At 65.0% G+C, this 16037-nt stretch carries 13 protein-coding genes; 5 read left to right on the top strand and 8 right to left on the bottom strand.

Features of this window, described 5'->3' with window-relative positions; translation table 11 throughout:
• Positions 1–46 precede the first annotated feature (46 nt).
• Positions 47–484, top strand: coding sequence for an acyl-CoA thioesterase (locus ACK6C6_RS24255; RefSeq protein ID WP_209587055.1), 438 nt, complete (start codon positions 47–49; stop codon positions 482–484).
• Positions 484–2061: an alkaline phosphatase D family protein gene (locus ACK6C6_RS24250; protein WP_409269735.1), complete on the top strand. Its 1578-nt coding sequence runs from the start codon at positions 484–486 to the stop codon at positions 2059–2061. Before ACK6C6_RS24255 ends, ACK6C6_RS24250 begins: the two co-directional genes overlap by 1 nt.
• Before the next feature lie 4 nt (positions 2062–2065).
• Here ACK6C6_RS24250 and ACK6C6_RS24245 read toward each other — a convergent pair whose 3' ends face one another.
• From ACK6C6_RS24245 to ACK6C6_RS24225, 5 genes are all read right to left on the bottom strand, one after another.
• Positions 2066–2305 carry a hypothetical protein gene (locus ACK6C6_RS24245; RefSeq protein WP_409269733.1) on the bottom strand — a complete coding sequence of 80 codons (240 nt, stop codon included), beginning with the start codon at positions 2303–2305 and terminating at the stop codon, positions 2066–2068.
• Positions 2306–2336: 31 nt separating this feature from the next.
• Positions 2337–4019, bottom strand: a complete 1683-nt coding sequence (locus tag ACK6C6_RS24240; RefSeq protein ID WP_409269732.1) for a long-chain-fatty-acid--CoA ligase — start codon at positions 4017–4019, stop codon at positions 2337–2339.
• A gap of 118 nt (positions 4020–4137) precedes the next feature.
• Positions 4138–5823 (bottom strand): long-chain-fatty-acid--CoA ligase, encoded by a 1686-nt coding sequence (locus ACK6C6_RS24235; protein ID WP_209587028.1) that lies wholly within the window; start codon positions 5821–5823, stop codon positions 4138–4140.
• A gap of 153 nt (positions 5824–5976) precedes the next feature.
• The gene (locus ACK6C6_RS24230; protein WP_409269731.1) at positions 5977–7065 is read right to left on the bottom strand and encodes an aminopeptidase; all 1089 of its coding nucleotides are present in this window, start codon (positions 7063–7065) and stop codon (positions 5977–5979) included.
• 25 nt (positions 7066–7090) lie between these two features.
• Complete coding sequence (locus ACK6C6_RS24225) at positions 7091–9196, bottom strand: molybdopterin-dependent oxidoreductase (RefSeq protein ID WP_409269730.1); 2106 nt, start codon at positions 9194–9196, stop codon at positions 7091–7093.
• Positions 9197–9344: 148 nt separating this feature from the next.
• On the opposite strand from ACK6C6_RS24225, the gene ACK6C6_RS24220 reads away from it, so the two are divergent.
• On the top strand, positions 9345–10535 hold the full coding sequence (locus ACK6C6_RS24220; RefSeq protein ID WP_209587025.1) for a M20 aminoacylase family protein: 1191 nt from the start codon (positions 9345–9347) through the stop codon (positions 10533–10535).
• A 99-nt stretch (positions 10536–10634) separates the two neighbouring features.
• Here the strand turns inward: ACK6C6_RS24220 and ACK6C6_RS24215 are convergent, their stop codons facing one another.
• Together ACK6C6_RS24215 and ACK6C6_RS24210 are read right to left on the bottom strand one after the other, a co-directional pair.
• Positions 10635–11528, bottom strand: coding sequence for an NAD(P)-dependent oxidoreductase (locus tag ACK6C6_RS24215; protein WP_409269728.1), 894 nt, complete (start codon positions 11526–11528; stop codon positions 10635–10637).
• Positions 11528–12229, bottom strand: coding sequence for a suppressor of fused domain protein (locus tag ACK6C6_RS24210; RefSeq protein ID WP_409269727.1), 702 nt, complete (start codon positions 12227–12229; stop codon positions 11528–11530). Before ACK6C6_RS24210 ends, ACK6C6_RS24215 begins: the two co-directional genes overlap by 1 nt.
• A 142-nt stretch (positions 12230–12371) precedes the next feature.
• On the opposite strand from ACK6C6_RS24210, the gene ACK6C6_RS24205 reads away from it, so the two are divergent.
• Together ACK6C6_RS24205 and ACK6C6_RS24200 are read left to right on the top strand one after the other, a co-directional pair.
• A complete protein-coding gene (locus ACK6C6_RS24205; RefSeq protein ID WP_409269726.1) occupies positions 12372–12932 on the top strand; it encodes an acyloxyacyl hydrolase in 561 nt (186 codons plus the stop codon).
• An 88-nt stretch (positions 12933–13020) separates the two neighbouring features.
• Positions 13021–14466: a DHA2 family efflux MFS transporter permease subunit gene (locus tag ACK6C6_RS24200; RefSeq protein ID WP_409269725.1), complete on the top strand. Its 1446-nt coding sequence runs from the start codon at positions 13021–13023 to the stop codon at positions 14464–14466.
• 461 nt (positions 14467–14927) lie between these two features.
• Here ACK6C6_RS24200 and ACK6C6_RS24195 read toward each other — a convergent pair whose 3' ends face one another.
• Entirely contained in the window at positions 14928–15965 is a 1038-nt protein-coding gene (locus tag ACK6C6_RS24195) for an aspartyl protease family protein (protein WP_409269724.1), read from the bottom strand.
• Positions 15966–16037: the final 72 nt, after the last annotated feature.

Genomic DNA, 16037 nt, shown 5'->3' with positions numbered 1-16037 from the left:
TTATGGTTCAATTCGGGACGATTGTAGCTTTTACCGAGAATTCAAGATGACCACGCCACAAAATGCCGCCGCCCCACGCACCCGCCTGCCCGAAGGCAAGATGCCCGAACTGCGCGTGATGCCCGCGCCGTCCGACGCCAACGTGTACGGGGACGTGTTCGGCGGCTGGATCATGGCCCAGGTCGACGTCGCCGGCTCGCTGCCGGCCACCCGCCGCGCGAACGGACGCGTGGCCACCATCGCCGTGAACTCCTTCCTGTTCAAGCAGCCGGTGTTCGTGGGCGACCTGCTGTCCTTCTACGCCGAGATCGTCAAGGTCGGCAATACCTCGATCACCGTGTGCGTCGAGGTCTATGCCGAGCGCAACCGCCTGCAGGCGGATGTCGTGAAAGTCACCGAGGCGCAGCTGACCTATGTCGCCACCGGTCCGGACCGCAAGCCGCGCCAACTGCCGCCACTCGATTCGCTGATCAGCCACGACTGATGACGTCGCGCCGGCTGTTCCTGCTCGACGCCGCGCGGCTCTCGGCCGCGCTGTCCGCCGCCAGCCTGGGCGCCTGCGCCTCGTCCGCGAAAGGCCCCTACCCGTTCAGCCTGGGCGTCGCTTCGGGCTCGCCGCTGCCCGATTCCGTCATCCTGTGGACGCGCATCCTGAGCGAGCCGCTCAAGGCGGAATCCACGCCGCCGGTCGCGATGACGGTGCGCTGGGAAGTCGCGCACGACGAGGCCTTCCGCAGCATCGCCGCGAAAGGCACGGCAGTGGCCGGGCCGGAGCTCGCCCACAGCGTGCACGTCGACGTGAAAGACCTGGCGCCGGGCCGCTGGTACTGGTACCGCTTCATGCTGGGCGACGCCGTCAGCCCGGTCGGCCGCACCCGCACGGCGCCAGGCAGGGACGAGATGCCCGGCCAGCTCAAGCTGGCGGTGGCGTCCTGCCAGCACTGGGAGTTCGGCAGCTATGCCGCGCACCGCCACATCGCGGCAAGCAGTCCCGACCTGGTCGCCTTCCTGGGCGACTACATCTACGAGTGGGGCCCCTACCAGCTGCGCCATCCCGCGCGTGCGGTCCGCAGCGACGAGTCGTTCACGCTGTCCGATTATCGCAAGCGCTATGCCCAGTACAAAAGTGACCCGGACCTGCAGGCCGCGCATGCCGCGGCGCCCTGGATCGTGACCTGGGACGACCACGAGGTGGGCAACGACTACGCCGCCCTGCGCGACGAGCGCCTGGCCCAGGACTTCGCCACCCGCCGCGCGGCGGCCTACCAGGCTTTTTATGAGCACATGCCATTGCGCCTGCCTTCGGTCAGGCGCGACGGGTTTGCGAAAGTGGAACTGTTCCAGCGCGTCGACTGGGGCCGGCTGGCGCGCTTCCACGTGCTCGACGACCGCCAGTACCGTTCGCCGCAGGCCTGCACCAAGTCCGCCACCCAGGGCGGCTCGAACGCCGTGTTCGCGCGCGCCTGCGAGGCCCTGCGCGATCCGCGCCGCACGATGCTGGGCGCGGAACAGGAGGCCTGGCTGGAGTCGGGACTGGCAAGCTCGCGCGCAACATGGAACATCCTGGCGCAGCAGACCCTGATGGCGCAGTCGAGCAGCGTACCGGTCGTGAAACCGGAGGACGGCCGCTTCTGGACCGATGGCTGGGACGGCTACCCGGCGGCGCGCCGGCGCCTGCTGGACACGATCGTCAGGCAGGGCGTGCACAATCCGCTGGTGCTGGGCGGCGATGTGCACACCTTCTATGCGACCGCGCTGCGGCCGGATTTCTCGAAGCCGGTGTCGAAGCAGAACGCGGTGGTGGCGACCGAGTTCGTGGGCACCTCGGTGACCTCGAGTTCACGCTCGCAGGAGCGCACGCTGGCGCACATGGAGAACAACCCGCACATGCTGTACGGGCGCAGCGACAAGCGTGGCTACATGCTGCTGGAGATCACGCCGAAGCAGACAGTGACGCACTTCATGGGACTGGACGACGTGCGGGATGCGAAATCGGCCATCGCGGAACTGGCTGCGTTCCGCGTGGCCGACGGGGTGGCCGGCGCCGAGCGCCTGGGCTAGCGATTCAAGCGCGCAGGCCGAGGCGCGGCAGCAGGTAGCGCGGCCCCCATCCGATCAAGAAACCGAGCAGGCCCAGGCGCACGGCATGTTCGCCGTTCGTGCTAAGCGTGTAGCCCGCCTGGTCCAGGATCAGCGCGACGGCGGTGCCGAACAGCACCGACAGCAGGCCGGCGCCGGTGGCGATCAGGAGCAGCAAGGCCAGCTTGCGTGCCGTCAGGGGAGTCGTTTTCTTCGCGTCCAGCATCCTTGGTCTCCTTGCTGTCCTTGTCGGCTCGTCAGGCCGAGGTCTTCTCGTCGCGCAGCTCGCGCCGCAGGATCTTGCCCACGTTGGTCTTCGGCAGCGTCTCGCGGAACTCCACGTACTTCGGCCGCTTGTAGCCCGTGAACTGCTCCTTGCAGAAGGCCATCACCTGCTCGCTGGTGAGCGCGGCATCCTTCTTCACGATGTACAGCTTGACCGCCTCGCCCGAATTCTTGTCCGGCACGCCCACGCAGGCCACTTCCAGCACGCCCGGCATCGCCGCGACCACGCCTTCGATCTCGTTCGGGTAGACGTTGAAGCCCGACACCAGGATCATGTCCTTCTTGCGGTCGACGATGCGGGTATAGCCCTTCTCGTCCATGATGCCGACGTCGCCGGTCTTGAAGAAGCCGTCCGCGGTCATGACCTTGGCGGTCTCGTCGTCGCGCTGCCAGTAGCCGGCCATCACCTGCGGGCCGCGCACCGCGATCTCGCCGGCGGTGCCGAAGGGGACTTCGTTGCCGGCTTCGTCCAGGATGCGGATCTCGGTCGAGGGCAGCGGCAGGCCGATGGTGCCGGTGAAGTCGGTGATGTCGCAGCGGTTCGCGGTGACCACCGGCGAGGTCTCGGACAGGCCATAGCCTTCCACGATCGGGATGCCGGTCATTTGCAGCCATTTGTCCGCCACGGCCTTTTGCACCGCCATGCCGCCGCCCGGGCACACCAGCAGGCCCGAGAAGTCGAGCTTGGCGAATTCCGGGTTGTTCACCAGGCCGTTGTACAGCGTGTTCACGGCCGGGAAGATGTTGATGCGGTAGTCGCTCAGTTCCTTGATGAAGCCCGGGATGTCGCGCGGATTCGGAATCAGAAGGTTCATGCCGCCCACGCGCAGGCCCAGCAGGGCGCACACGGTCAGCGCATAGATGTGGTACAGCGGCAGCGCGCACACGAACTGCGGCTGTTCGCCAGCCTTCAGTTTGCTCAGGGTCGGGGCGAACCAGGCTTCGTTCTGCAGCACGTTGGCGATCACGTGCTTGTGCAGCAGCACCGCGCCTTTCGAGACGCCGGTGGTGCCGCCGGTGTACTGCAGGAAGGCGATGTCGTCGTGGCCGATGGCGACCGGACGCAGGGTCGCGCCCGAAGCTTCCGCCAGCATGCGCTTGAAGCCGATCGAACCCGGCAGCGACCAGGCCGGCACCATCTTCTTGACCTTGCGGACCACCAGGTTGACCAGCGTGCCCTTCAAGCCGCCCAGCAGGTCGCCCATGCTGGCCACGACCACGTGCTTGACCTCGGTGTTACCGATCACCTGCTCCAGCGTGTGCGCGAAGTTCTCCAGCACCACGATGGCCTCGGCGCCGGAATCCTTCAGCTGGTGCTGCAGCTCGCGCGGGGTGTAGAGCGGATTGACGTTGACGATCACGTAGCCGGCGCGCAGCACGGCGGCCATCGCCACCGGGTATTGCAGCACGTTCGGCAGCATGATGGCCACGCGTGCGCCCGGCTTCAGGCCCCTGGCCTGCAGCCATGCCGCCATGCGGCCCGACAGGCGGTCCAGTTCGGCGAAGGTGAGCGTCTTGCCCATGCACGCATAGGCCTTGCGGTCGGCGTACTTGCGGAACGCCTCCTCCAGCAGATGCGTCAGGGAGCGGTACTGCGTGGGGTCGATCTCCGCAGGTACGCCGCCCTCGTACGACTTGAGCCAAAACTTGTCCATCCGTGCCTCACCTTCTGTATCTGATGCTATGTCCATTAAAACGCGAAGCCGCCCGGAGCATGGCAGCTTCGGGGCGGCTTCCGCGGGCCGGCATGCTGCGCCGGCCGTCATGCTGCCGTCAGGCGGTTTCCGCCTGCTTCTTCTCGTCCCGCAGTGCGCGGCGCAGGATCTTGCCGACGTTGGTCTTCGGCAGCTCGTCGCGGAACTCGATGTACTTCGGTTTCTTGTAGCCGGTGAACTGCTGCTTGCAGTAGTCCATCAGCTGCTCGGCGGTCAGGTTCGGGTCCTTGCGCACCACGAACACCTTCACCGCTTCGCCGGAATGCTCGTCCGGTACGCCGATCACGGCGCATTCCAGCACGCCCGGGTGGCCGGCGATCACGCCTTCCAGCTCGTTCGGGTAGACGTTGAAGCCCGAGACCAGGATCATGTCCTTCTTGCGGTCGACGATCTTCACGTAGCCGTCCGCGTCCATGATGCCGACGTCGCCCGACTTGAAGAAGCCGTCCGGCGTCATGACCTTGGCGGTTTCGTCCGGGCGGTTCCAGTAGCCGGCCATCACCTGCGGGCCACGGATCGCGATCTCGCCGATCTGGCCGATGCCCATCTGCTTGCCTTCGTCGTCCAGGATCGCGATGTCGGTGGACGGGATCGGCAGGCCGATGGTACCGGTGAATTCCTTCACGTCGGCGCGGTTGCAGGTGGCCACCGGCGCGGTCTCGGACAGGCCGTAGCCTTCGATGATCGCGGTGCCCGTGACCTGCTTCCACTTGTCGTTGACGGCCTTCTGCACCGCCATGCCGCCGCCGTTCGACACCTTCAGGCCCGAGAAGTCCACGGTGCCGATATCCGGATGGTTCACCAGCGCGTTGTACAGCGTGTTCACGGCCGGCAGCATGTTGATCTTGTACTTGCCCAGCTCCTTGATGAAGCCCGGGATGTCGCGCGGGTTCACGATCAGGATGTTCAGCGCGCCGGTGCGCATGCCCCACATCGCGCAGGCCGTCAGCGCGAAGATGTGGTACAGCGGCAGCGCGCAGACGATCACGGTCTGCTCGTTCGACTGCCCCATCGCCGGCGCCGACCAGGCTTCGGTCTGCAGCACGTTGGCGATCACGTTGCGGTGCGTGAGCGTCGCGCCTTTCGACACGCCAGTGGTGCCGCCGGTGTACTGCAGGAAGGCGATGTCCGAGGACTTGAGCTCGACCTTCGAGAACGGCATCCTGGCGCCCTGCGACAGGGCTTCCTTGAAGCGCACCATGTTCGGCAGCGAGTACTCCGGCACCATCTTCTTGATGTTACGGACCACGAAGTTGACCAGCATGCCCTTGGCGCCGCCCAGCATCTCGCCCATGCTCGCCACCACCACGTGCTTGAGCGGGGTCTTGCCGATCACCTGCTGCACCGTGTTCGCGAAGTTCTCGAGCACGATGATCGCTTCGCTGCCCGAGTCCTTGATCTGGTGCTCGAGCTCGCGCGGCGTGTACAGCGGGTTGACGTTGACCACGGTGTAGCCGGCGCGCAGTACGGCCGCGATCGCGATCGGGTACTGCAGCACGTTCGGCATCATGATCGCCACCCGCGCACCGCGCTCCATGCCGCGGCTCTGCAGCCAGGCCGCCAGCTTCTTCGAATAGGCATCCAGCTCGCCGTAGGTCAGGAACTTGTCCATGCACACATAGGCGTTGCGGTCGGCGTACTTGCTGAAGGATTCCTCCAGCATGTGCACCAGCGACGCGTACTGGTCAGGGTTGATCTCGCTTGGTACGTTCGGGGGGTACGACTTCAGCCAAATTTTGTCCATCGGATGCCCTTTTGTCTCGAATAGTTATCGTGGTGGTCCGAGCGTGCGCAGTCCAGGATTGCGCCTTTGCTATCGCCTGCTTGTGATGCTATCGGGCAGCGCCAATGCGCGCAAGTTCTTTTAAGTCGATTGGAACGGGTCCTCTATATGCGTTTATTTCCCCGTACTGGCGACCTCGCCCATGGTGCGCTGCACCACGAGCGGCGCGGTTGGGGCCGGCGCCGCCAGCCTGGCCAGCACGCGGTGCCGCTCAAGCTTGTCGAGCTTGGCGATCTGGTTGACCGACTTGTAGAAAGCGGTCCAGCTGCGCTCCTTGCGCAGCAGCGCGCGGAAGGCCGGGACGAAGTCGTTGTAGGTGGCGATCGAGGCCAGGTGGGCGTTCGACAGCGGCTCGGCGAAGAAGCGGTCGTAGCCCGCGTAGCCGCCCCAGTTCGCCTTCAGCACCTGGTAGTCGTCCTTCAGCGCGATGAACAGCCGCGTCTTGGTGGCGCGCTTGTCGTCGCGGCTCATGTCGCTGGCATAGAGCTTCTCCAGCTCGCCGCGGTAGCGCACCAGCAGCGCCATGAAATCCTTCTTGCGCGCGGTGTAGCGCTCGAAGGCCTCGACCATGGCCTCGTTGCCGAAGCGTTCCAGCCAGCCTTCGACGCCGGCCTGCTCCACCGCGCTGGCGAAGGACTCGTTGAACTTCGAATCGCCCGGTACGTACACCACCTGGTGCGCCAGCTCGTGGAAGATCAGGCGCGCCAGCTCGGCGTCCGGGTAGTGGATGAAGGTCGAGATCAGGGGGTCGCTGAACCAGCCCAGGGTCGAGTAGGCACTGACGCCGCCCACTTCCACGTCGTGGCCCTGGCTGCGCAGCTGTTTCGCATAGGCTTGGGCTTCCTGCTTGCTGTAGTAACCGCGGTAGTTCACGCAGCCGGCCACCGGGAAGCACCACTGCATGGGTTTCAACGACAGCTCGGGCGTGGCGACCACGTTCCACAGCACGTAGGGACGCTTGATGTTGGTGAAGTTGGTGTAGCTGCCGTTGTCGGGCAGCTTCATTTCCTGGATCGCGTAGCGGCGGATCTGGCGTGCCGCTTCCAGGCGGTGGCGCAGCTTGGTATTGGTGGAGGGATCGGCCAGCCAGGCATCGATCGGACGGGAATCCGTCAGCAGTTCGAGCTGGCCTTGTGCGGCCTGGGTGTAGTAAGAGAGGGATGAGCAGCTTGACAACATCAGGGCCGCGGCGGTAGCGGCCATGAATGGCCGGAAGGCCCGGGAAAATCTAGTGGTGGATTTCATCTCGCATTGAAGGCGCGGCCTTTTCGACCTGCACCAGGGTGTCGTAGAAAGTGGGCGCCCTGCCCATGTCGGTCAATCGCTGGCTGGTGACTTCATTGGCGTTCTTGCCGTCGCTGGCGAGTTTCTTCCACCAGATCGACAAGCCCACCACCAGTCCTTCGCGCGCCTTGTCGGTGACGCGTGCACGGGCGACGAACGAGCCGCGGTCGTTGAAGATACGCGCCATGTCACCGTGCAGGATGCCGCGTCGTGCGGCGTCGTTCGGGTGGATGTCGAGGTGCGGCTCGCCCTCAGTTGCGCGTAGGCTCTGTACATTGACAAAGGTCGAGTTGAGGAAGTTCCTTGCCGGAGGCGAGATCATCGCCAGCGGATACTTCCGGGCCAGTTCCGGATTGGAAGCGGCCGATTCATACGGCGGAATATAGGCCGGGACCGGATCGAGCCCGTCGCGCGCCATGCTGCTCGAATAAAATTCGCACTTGCCCGACGGGGTCGGGAAGCCGCCTTCGGCGAAGGGCGCCTCGGGCATGTCGAGTTTCTGCCAGCCCTTGCGCTTGAGCGCGTCCCAGTCGAAGTGCACCGCGCGCTCATGGCGCTTATCAAAAGCCTGGGCGGCCAGTTGGTCGTCGGACTCCTGGAAGCAGGGGTCGTCGAAGCCCATGCGCGCGGCCAGCAGGCGGAAGAACTCGGTGTTCGGTTTCGCTTCGCCGATCGGCGCGATCGCCGCGTTGTTCGCCATCATGTACAGGTGGCCGTAGGCCAGGTGCGCATCGACGTGCTCGAGCTGGGTGGTGGCCGGCAACAGGATGTCGGCATAGTCGGCGCTGTCGGTCTGGAAGTGTTCCAGCACCACGGTGAACAGGTCTTCGCGCTCGAAGCCCTGCTGCACTTTCGCCGAATCCGGGGCGATCGCCAGCGGGTTGGCGTTATAGACGATGACGGCCTCGATCTTCGGGCCGAATTCGGGCGAGGCCTCCTTGAGCAGGTCGTCGCCGATGGTGGTCATGTTGATGGTGCGCGCCATGCGGCCCGCCAAGAGGTCCGGGCGCTGCAGGAAGGGACGGTTGGCCGGGAAGGACCCCGAGGTCGACAGCTGCACCCCACCCGCCCGGTGGCGCCAGGCGCCGACCAGGGCCGGCAGGCAGGCGATATTGCGCACCGCCATGCCGCCGCCGCGCACGCGCTGCAGGCCGTAGTTCATGCGGATCGCCGCGCCCTCGCCGCTCTTCGCGGTCTGGCCGTACAGGCGTGCCAGTTCGATCACCTCGATGGCCGTGATGCCGCAGGTCTCGGCGGTGCGCGCCGGCGTCCATTCCAGCGCGCGCTGTTTCAGTTCTTCGTAGCCCAGCGTGTACTTCGCCACGTAGTCGTGGTCGACCAGGTCTTCGGTGATGAGCACGTGCATCATGCCCAGCGCCAGCGCGGCATCCGTACCGGGCAGCAGAGAAATGTGCTGGTGGCACTTCTCGGCCGTCAGCGAGCGATAGGGATCGATCGCGATCAGCCTGGCGCCGCGGCGCTTGGCTTCCTGGACGCGCATCCACAGGTGCAGGTTGGACGCGATCGGGTTGCCGCCCCAGATCAGGATCAGCTTGGCATCCTGGAAGTGCTCGATGTCGGTGCCGATCGAGCCGCCGATGGTGTACTTGTAGCCGGTGGCGCCGGCAGTGGCGCAGATGGTGCGGTCCAGCTGCGAGGCCCCGAGCTTGTTGAAGAAGCGTAAAGACATCGAATCGCCCTGCACCAGTCCCATGGTGCCGGCATAGCTGTAGGGGAGAATGGCTTGCGGATCGCGGGCGGCGATCGTGCCGAGGCGCTCGGCGATCTCGTCGATGGCCTCACCCCAGGTGATGCGCTCGAATTTGCCTTCGCCCTTGCGGCCGACGCGGCGCATCGGGTACAGCACGCGGTCCGGGTGGTAGGTGCGCTCCACGTAGCGCGACACCTTGGTGCACAGCACGCCCGCCGTGGTCGGATGCTCCGGATCGCCCTTTACCTCAAGCGCCACGCCATCATCGACGGTGACGAGGATGGCGCAGGTATCGGGGCAATCGTGGGGGCAGGCGGCGCGGACTTGTGTAACTGGCATGGGGTGGGATCGGCGGAAAATACTTCGTGAAACCAATACTTTATACGATCTTGGGGAGGTCCGTCCCCTCCTCTTTCACTGGGTGTTTGAGGCAGGCTACAATGGTTCAAGGCATGCAATGCAAGCATGACAAAAAACGGAGGGACAGATGAAACTCGTTGAACCAATCCTGGCCTACCTGCCGGAACTTCAGGAAATCCGGCGCGACCTGCACGCGCATCCGGAGCTGTGCTACGAAGAGCAGCGCACCGCCGACGTGGTGGCGGCGAAGCTGACGGAATGGGGCATCCCGATCGTGCGTGGCCTGGGCGTGACCGGCGTGGTCGGCATCGTCAAGAACGGCACGTCGCATCGCGCGATCGGCCTGCGCGCCGACATGGATGCGCTGCCCATGCAAGAGATCAATGGCTTCGCCCATGCATCGCGCCATCCGGGCAAGATGCACGCCTGCGGCCACGACGGCCACACCGCCATGCTGCTCGGCGCCGCCCAGCACCTGGCGCAGCACCGCAACTTCGACGGCACCGTCTACCTGATCTTCCAGCCGGCCGAGGAAGGCGGCGGCGGCGCGCGCCGGATGATGATTGATGGCCTGTTCGAACAGTTCCCGATGGACGCGGTATACGGCATGCACAACTGGCCGGGCATCCCGGAGGGGCACTTCGGCGTGGTCGCCGGGCCGATGATGGCCTCCAGTAACGAATTCCGCGTGAGCGTGCGCGGCAAGGGCGCCCATGCGGCGCAGCCGCACCGCGGCATCGACCCGGTGATGGTGGCGGTGCAGATCGCCCAGGCCTGGCAGACCATCGTGTCGCGCGAAAAGAATCCGCTGGAATCGGCGGTGCTGTCGATCACCCAGATCCATGCCGGCAGCGCCACCAACGTGATTCCCGACGAAGCGGAACTGGTGGGCACTGTGCGGACGTTCTCGTATGAGGTACTGGATCTGATCCAGCGCCGCATGGAAGAGATCGCGACCGGCGTCGCCGCGGCCTTCAATGCCTCGGTCGACTTCAGTTTCAAGCGCAATTATCCGCCGCTGATCAACCATCCGGAGCAGACGGCCTTCGCGGTCGAGGCGATGCGGGCGGTGGTGGGGGCGGATCGCGTGGATACGCAGGTCGAACCGACCATGGGGGCGGAAGACTTTGCCTTCATGCTGCAGGAAAAGCCGGGGTGCTATGTGTTCCTCGGTAATGGCGACGGGGCGCACCGCGCAGGCGGGCATGGGCTGGGGCCGTGCCAGTTGCATAACACCAGTTATGACTTCAATGACAATTTGCTGCCGATCGGGGCGAGTTATTGGGTGAGGCTGGTGGAGATGAGTTTACCCGCGTAGGGTGGTCGGCTCTGCCGACCGCGCGTTCAAACCATGGTACTGCTGCCTGCTCGGCTGTTCTATTGCTGGTTGAACGCGTGGACGGCGAAGCCGTCCACCCTACGACAGCTGGTCTGCTGAATTCCCGAGCCGAATTCCCGGATTCATCTGCTCCAGCGCCAGCAAGGCCGCCGCATGATCCGCCGTCGGCAAGCTAGCTTCGATCGTCTCGTACTGCCGCGTCACCAGTTCCGTCACCGGCAGCGTCAAGCCCGCCGCTTCCGCCGCCGCCAACACGTTCCGCAAATCCTTCAGCTGGCTCTTGACCTGCCCGCCCGGCACGAAATTCCGCTCCAGCATGCGCTGCCCGTGCACCTCGAGGATCCGGCTGCCCGCGAATCCGCCGCGGATTGCCTCGCGCACCGCGGCCGGATCGGCGCCTGCGGCCTGCGCCAGCAGCAGCGCCTCGGCCACCACGTTCAGCGTGGCGCCCACGATCAGCTGGTTGCACAGCTTGGCCACCTGGCCGCTGCCCACCGGCCCGACGCGCTGGGGCTTGCCCATCGCCTCCAAAATTTTTACCACCTGGTAAAAATCCGCCGCCTCGCCGCCGGCCATGATGGCCAGCGTCCCCGCTTCGGCGCCGCCGACGCCGCCCGACACCGGCGCATCCATGAAGCGGCAGCCCTGGGCCACCAGGCGCGCCTGGAAGGCCAGCGCTTCGTCATGCCGGGTCGAACTCATGTCGATCCACAGCGTGCCCGGCGCGAGCGCGGGCAAGGCGGCGTCGAGCACGGCGCCCACCACCGGCCCGGCCTCGAGCATGGAGATGACCACTTGCGCCCCGCGTACCGCCGCGCCCAGGTCTGCGACGGGCTCTGCCCCGCTGCCGCGCAGCGCCTCGGCCTTGGCGTGGGTCCGGTTCCAGGCGCGCACCGGGTAGCCAGGCTGGGCCAGACGGGCCGCCATCGGCCTTCCCATCAGACCGATCCCGAGGAAGGCGATGGTCGTCATCAGAACAGTCCGAGGAATTTTTTCTTGACGGTATTCGTGCGGCCAGGGACGACCAGGTCGGTCACGCCCTTGTCGTTGAAGCCGTCCAGCAGCGCCGGGAATCCCTTGCGCTTGACCAGGTCCATTTCCGCCGCATAGAGCGGCACCACGCAATGGAAATAGATGTCCTTGCCGTCGCGCTCGAGCGCGGCGAAGGCCTCCGGCGCCGAGGCCGGCGGCAGCAGGATGGCGCCGGTGAATTCGACGCCCTTGGCATAGGGCTTGGCCGGATGGCCGTTCGGCACCGTGTGGCCGAGGCCGAGCCAGGTCGCGTGCTGATGCGGATAATGCGCCAGGTGGCGCAGCAGGGCCACCGGCCAGTACCAGCGCTCGTCCCGCACCGACGCTTCATCCAGCTTCCAGTCCGCCGGCAGAGCCATCATCAGTTCGCCGAACGGCGGCGCGCCTTCCGGCACGCTCATCGGGCGGCTGCTCATGCCCGAGGTCACCAGGCGCAGGAAGGGCGTGCGCTCGTTGGCCGGCACCACGTGGATGTCGACCTGCACCGGGTCGGCGATGGTATCGTGGAAGACGGTATCGATCCGGCCCAGGTGGGCGGCGATGTGCTCCGCCACCGGGTCATGCGGCAAGACGGTGGGCGCGAGCTGCTGCTGGGTCGGCGCGGCAAGCGGATACAGGGGGGTGCTGGTCGGTTCGGTCATGCGACAGTAAGAAAAGAGTATGCGTTCTGCGGGGCGTCTATCATACCTGCGCGACAGCGCAAGGTGGCGGACAGCGCCGATTTGTTCTCGCTAGTACAATAGTGCATTGCACAATATTTCATCGCTGTTAAGAAAGAAGAATATGCCTACTGTGAAGAACATTGCCGGCATTGCCGCCACCCTCGCACTGGCGTTCAGCGCCCAGGCCGCACACGCCCAGGCCCTCGGCGGCTGGGCCGACTCGGCGTCGCTCGAGTTCGGCACCAATCCCCAGCAGCGCATGCTGCGCGTCGCCGTCCAGAACGACTGGGACCAACGCTGGTTCGCCCGCAACGGCTACCACCTGTCGGGCTACTGGGAAACCAACCTGGCCCTGTGGCGCCTGCGCGCCTACCAGAACGTGCCGGGCCGGACCAAGAACATCGCCGTGGTCGGCTTCACTCCGGTATTCCGCTACCAGAGCGACAGCAAGCTCGGCCTGTATGGCGAGGTCGGCATCGGCGTGAACCTGTTCTCCACCTTGTACAAGAACGAGGACAAGGAACTGTCCACCGCCTTCCAGTTCGGCGACCACATCGGCGTGGGCTACACCACCGCCAAGTGGGACTTCGGCCTGAAGTACCAGCATTACTCGAACGCCAGCATCAAGAGCCCGAACGCGGGCGCGAACTGGATCATCGCCAAGGCCGCCTACAAATTCTGAACGTCGCAGCCGGACGGAGTCCGCTTGCGATTTATGACACAATCGGACCAAGGCGGGCCGCCCGGCCTGCCGGTATCACGAGGTCCGATTGACTGATTCCAGCACCATCAAACGCTACCTGCCGTGGCTCGTCGCGACTGCCCTGTTCATGGAGCATCTCGACGCCACCGTCGTCAATACCGCCATTCCGAGCATCGCGGCCAGCCTGCAGGTGACGCCGCTGAGCCTGAAATCGGTGGTCACCAGCTACATCCTCGGCCTGGCCGTCGGCATCCCGCTCAGCGGCTGGATGGCGGACCGCTTCGGCACGCGGCGCGTGTTCTTCACCGCCATCTCCACTTTCACCATTGCCTCGATCCTGTGCGGCCTGTCCGTCAACGCCCAGATGATGACCGCAGCCCGCCTGCTGCAGGGCCTGGGCGGCGCGATGATGATGCCGGTCGGCCGCCTGGCCATCGTGCGCACCTTCCCCAAGAGCGAACTGCTGGCGGCGATGAACTTCGTGATCATCCCGGCCCTGATCGGACCGCTGCTGGGGCCGACGGTCGGCGGGCTGATCGTGCACTGGACCACATGGCGCATGATCTTCTTCATCAACGTGCCGGTGGGCCTGGCGGCGCTCTACCTGGTCTGGAAACACATGCCCGACTACCGCGGCCACGAGAAACGGCCGCTCGACGTCATCGGCCTGGTCCTGTTCAGCAGCGGCACGGCGATCCTGTCCTGGCTGCTCGAAGTATTCGGCGAGCACACGCTCGACGCGCTCACGGCCGCCCTGCTGCTGGCCCTGTCGCTCGGCCTGCTGGGCACCTACGCCTGGCACGCGCTGCGCATCAAGCATCCGCTGCTGCGCCTCACCCTGTTCAAGGTGCGCACCTTCCGCATCTCGGTGGCCGGCGGCTTCCTCACCCGGCTGGGCGTGGGCGCCCTGCCCTTCCTGCTGCCGCTGCTGTACCAGCTCGGGCTGGGCCTGCCGGCCTGGCAATCCGGCCTCTTGATGATGCCGTCCGCAGCTGCCGCGATGGGCATGAAGATGTTCGCGCCCAGGCTGCTGGCACGCTTCGGCTACCGCCAGGTGCTGACCGTGAACACGGTGCTGATCGGCCTGACGATTTCGATGTTTACCCTGGTCGGCCCGGGCACGCCCTTCTACGTCATCGTCGCCATCAGCCTGGCGCAGGGCTTCTTCAATTCGCTGCAGTTCTCGAGCATGAACACCCTGGCCTATGCCGACATCGAGCCGCAGGACACCAGCATGGCGAGCACGATGTCGAGCTCCTTCCAGCAGCTGTCGATGAGCTTCGGCCTGGCCGCCGGTTCGATCGTGACCGCCTGGTTCCTGGGGCCGGTGGCGCAGGACAACCGGGAACAGGTGGCCCAGGCCCTGCACCACGGATTCGCGACGCTGGCGATCCTGACGCTGCTGTCTTCAGTCGTGTTCTGGCGCCTGCGCCGCAACGACGGCGACAGCATCAGCCGCGGCCAGGCCAAGGCCAAGGAAGCGGAGCCGGTCGAGGCCGGCCAGGGGACCTAGGAGTTCAGGAGAGGCAGGCGCCGCCCGATGGCGCCTGGCACAGCAAAAAGCCCGCAGGAGGCGGGCTTTGCAGATGATCAGCGGCGCCAGTGGCCGCGACCGCGGCCGCGGTCGTATCCGCGGTCGTCACGCCAGCCGTGACCGCGATGGTAGCCACGGCGCGGCGCATCGTAATAGCCAAGACCCAGGTTCAATTCGACCGGTGGTCCGACGTAGCTGGAGTAGCCTCCGCCATAATACGGGTCGTAGCCGGCATAGGGCGGCCCGTATACCGCACAGCCACCGAGTCCGGCGGCCAGCAGTAGGCCGGCCGCGCATCGTTTCAACACACTAATGCTTCGAGTAGTCATCTAAGCCCCCTAACGGTGAACCTGAGTTCAGTGTAGGTGTGGGCAGGATGGATGCACATCGAAGTTACGTTTGCTAACTTGCTTTCCCACCAGCACCTCCTGGCCGTGAACTCAATCCAGGGGCTGGGGGATCACTTGCACGGAACCGCGCTTCAGGACCTGTGGCGTGGTGATCGGCGAAAAATAGATCCGCTTCTGCTCCATGGCAATATAGATGCGATAACGATGTAGGAAATCGGCGCCCAATACCATTATTTGGCCCTGGTGAGCCAGGTCCATCAGGCGCAGCTCGAGATTCTTTACTTCCAGTGCGCCGATCGACATCAGCGGCACCGGCACTTTCCATACCGGCTTGTCAGGACCCTCTCCGGGCAAGGGGGCTTCGCGCGTCGCACCGGGCGAGTCCGGCGTCAATCCGAGCCGCTCGCCAACTGCTTTGGGCAGATATGAATAGGGAGTCGCCGTCGACAACAATGCATGGATGGACTTGCCATTGATCGTCGCAATGAACACGACCCGCGCATCGCGTTTCCACGGGTCGCCCGTGGCAAGCACCGAGACCGCCTGCGGATCCCAGTAGGCCAGATGTGCACCGATGCAGCCATTGGGGGCGAAGGACTTCAGGTAACCGGCATCCAGGGCAATCTCGAGGTCGTTCTGCAGGAGCGTGCCGGCGCCGACACGCAACCCGAAGGTGTCGTCCATAAAATTCTCGACCATGTAGGTGCCACCCTTCTTCTTGACCTGGCCGATCGACAAGTCCTTGATATTGGCGTGCGAGAAGTCCACCAGGAGATCGACGCCCTTCGGATTGCGAGCGTCTTCGCGGGCCAGCTTGCTGGTCGCGTGACGTACTTCGATGCCGAGACGATCCAAGATTTTTTTGTTGAACACGAGGGACTCTGCGGCGCCCGTACTCAGCATGGCGGGAACCGTGATGCCGTTGATCGTCGCCTCGCCGACAGGGCGCAAATCCTCGGTATAGGTGAGCGAGATAGATGCCTGTTCGCGCATATCGCATCCCACCGGCAAGGACTCGGCAAATGCCATGGGTGAGATGAAGAGGAAAGCGCAGATCGCGCTACAGAGCATGGAGGCGTGAGAAGCCTGGCGAGTGAAGCGGATCATATAGTCCTGAGTGGTCTGCATGAGAGCAGTATACGGATCCGGATGAACTAAAACTGCGCTTTTAGAAAATTACCCGGATGTCATACGTACAAA

This window comes from Massilia sp. BHUDP2 (assembly GCF_046236355.1).
Lineage (GTDB): Bacteria > Pseudomonadota > Gammaproteobacteria > Burkholderiales > Burkholderiaceae_D > Telluria > Telluria varians.
This window is presented reverse-complemented; position numbering and strand designations above follow the sequence as displayed.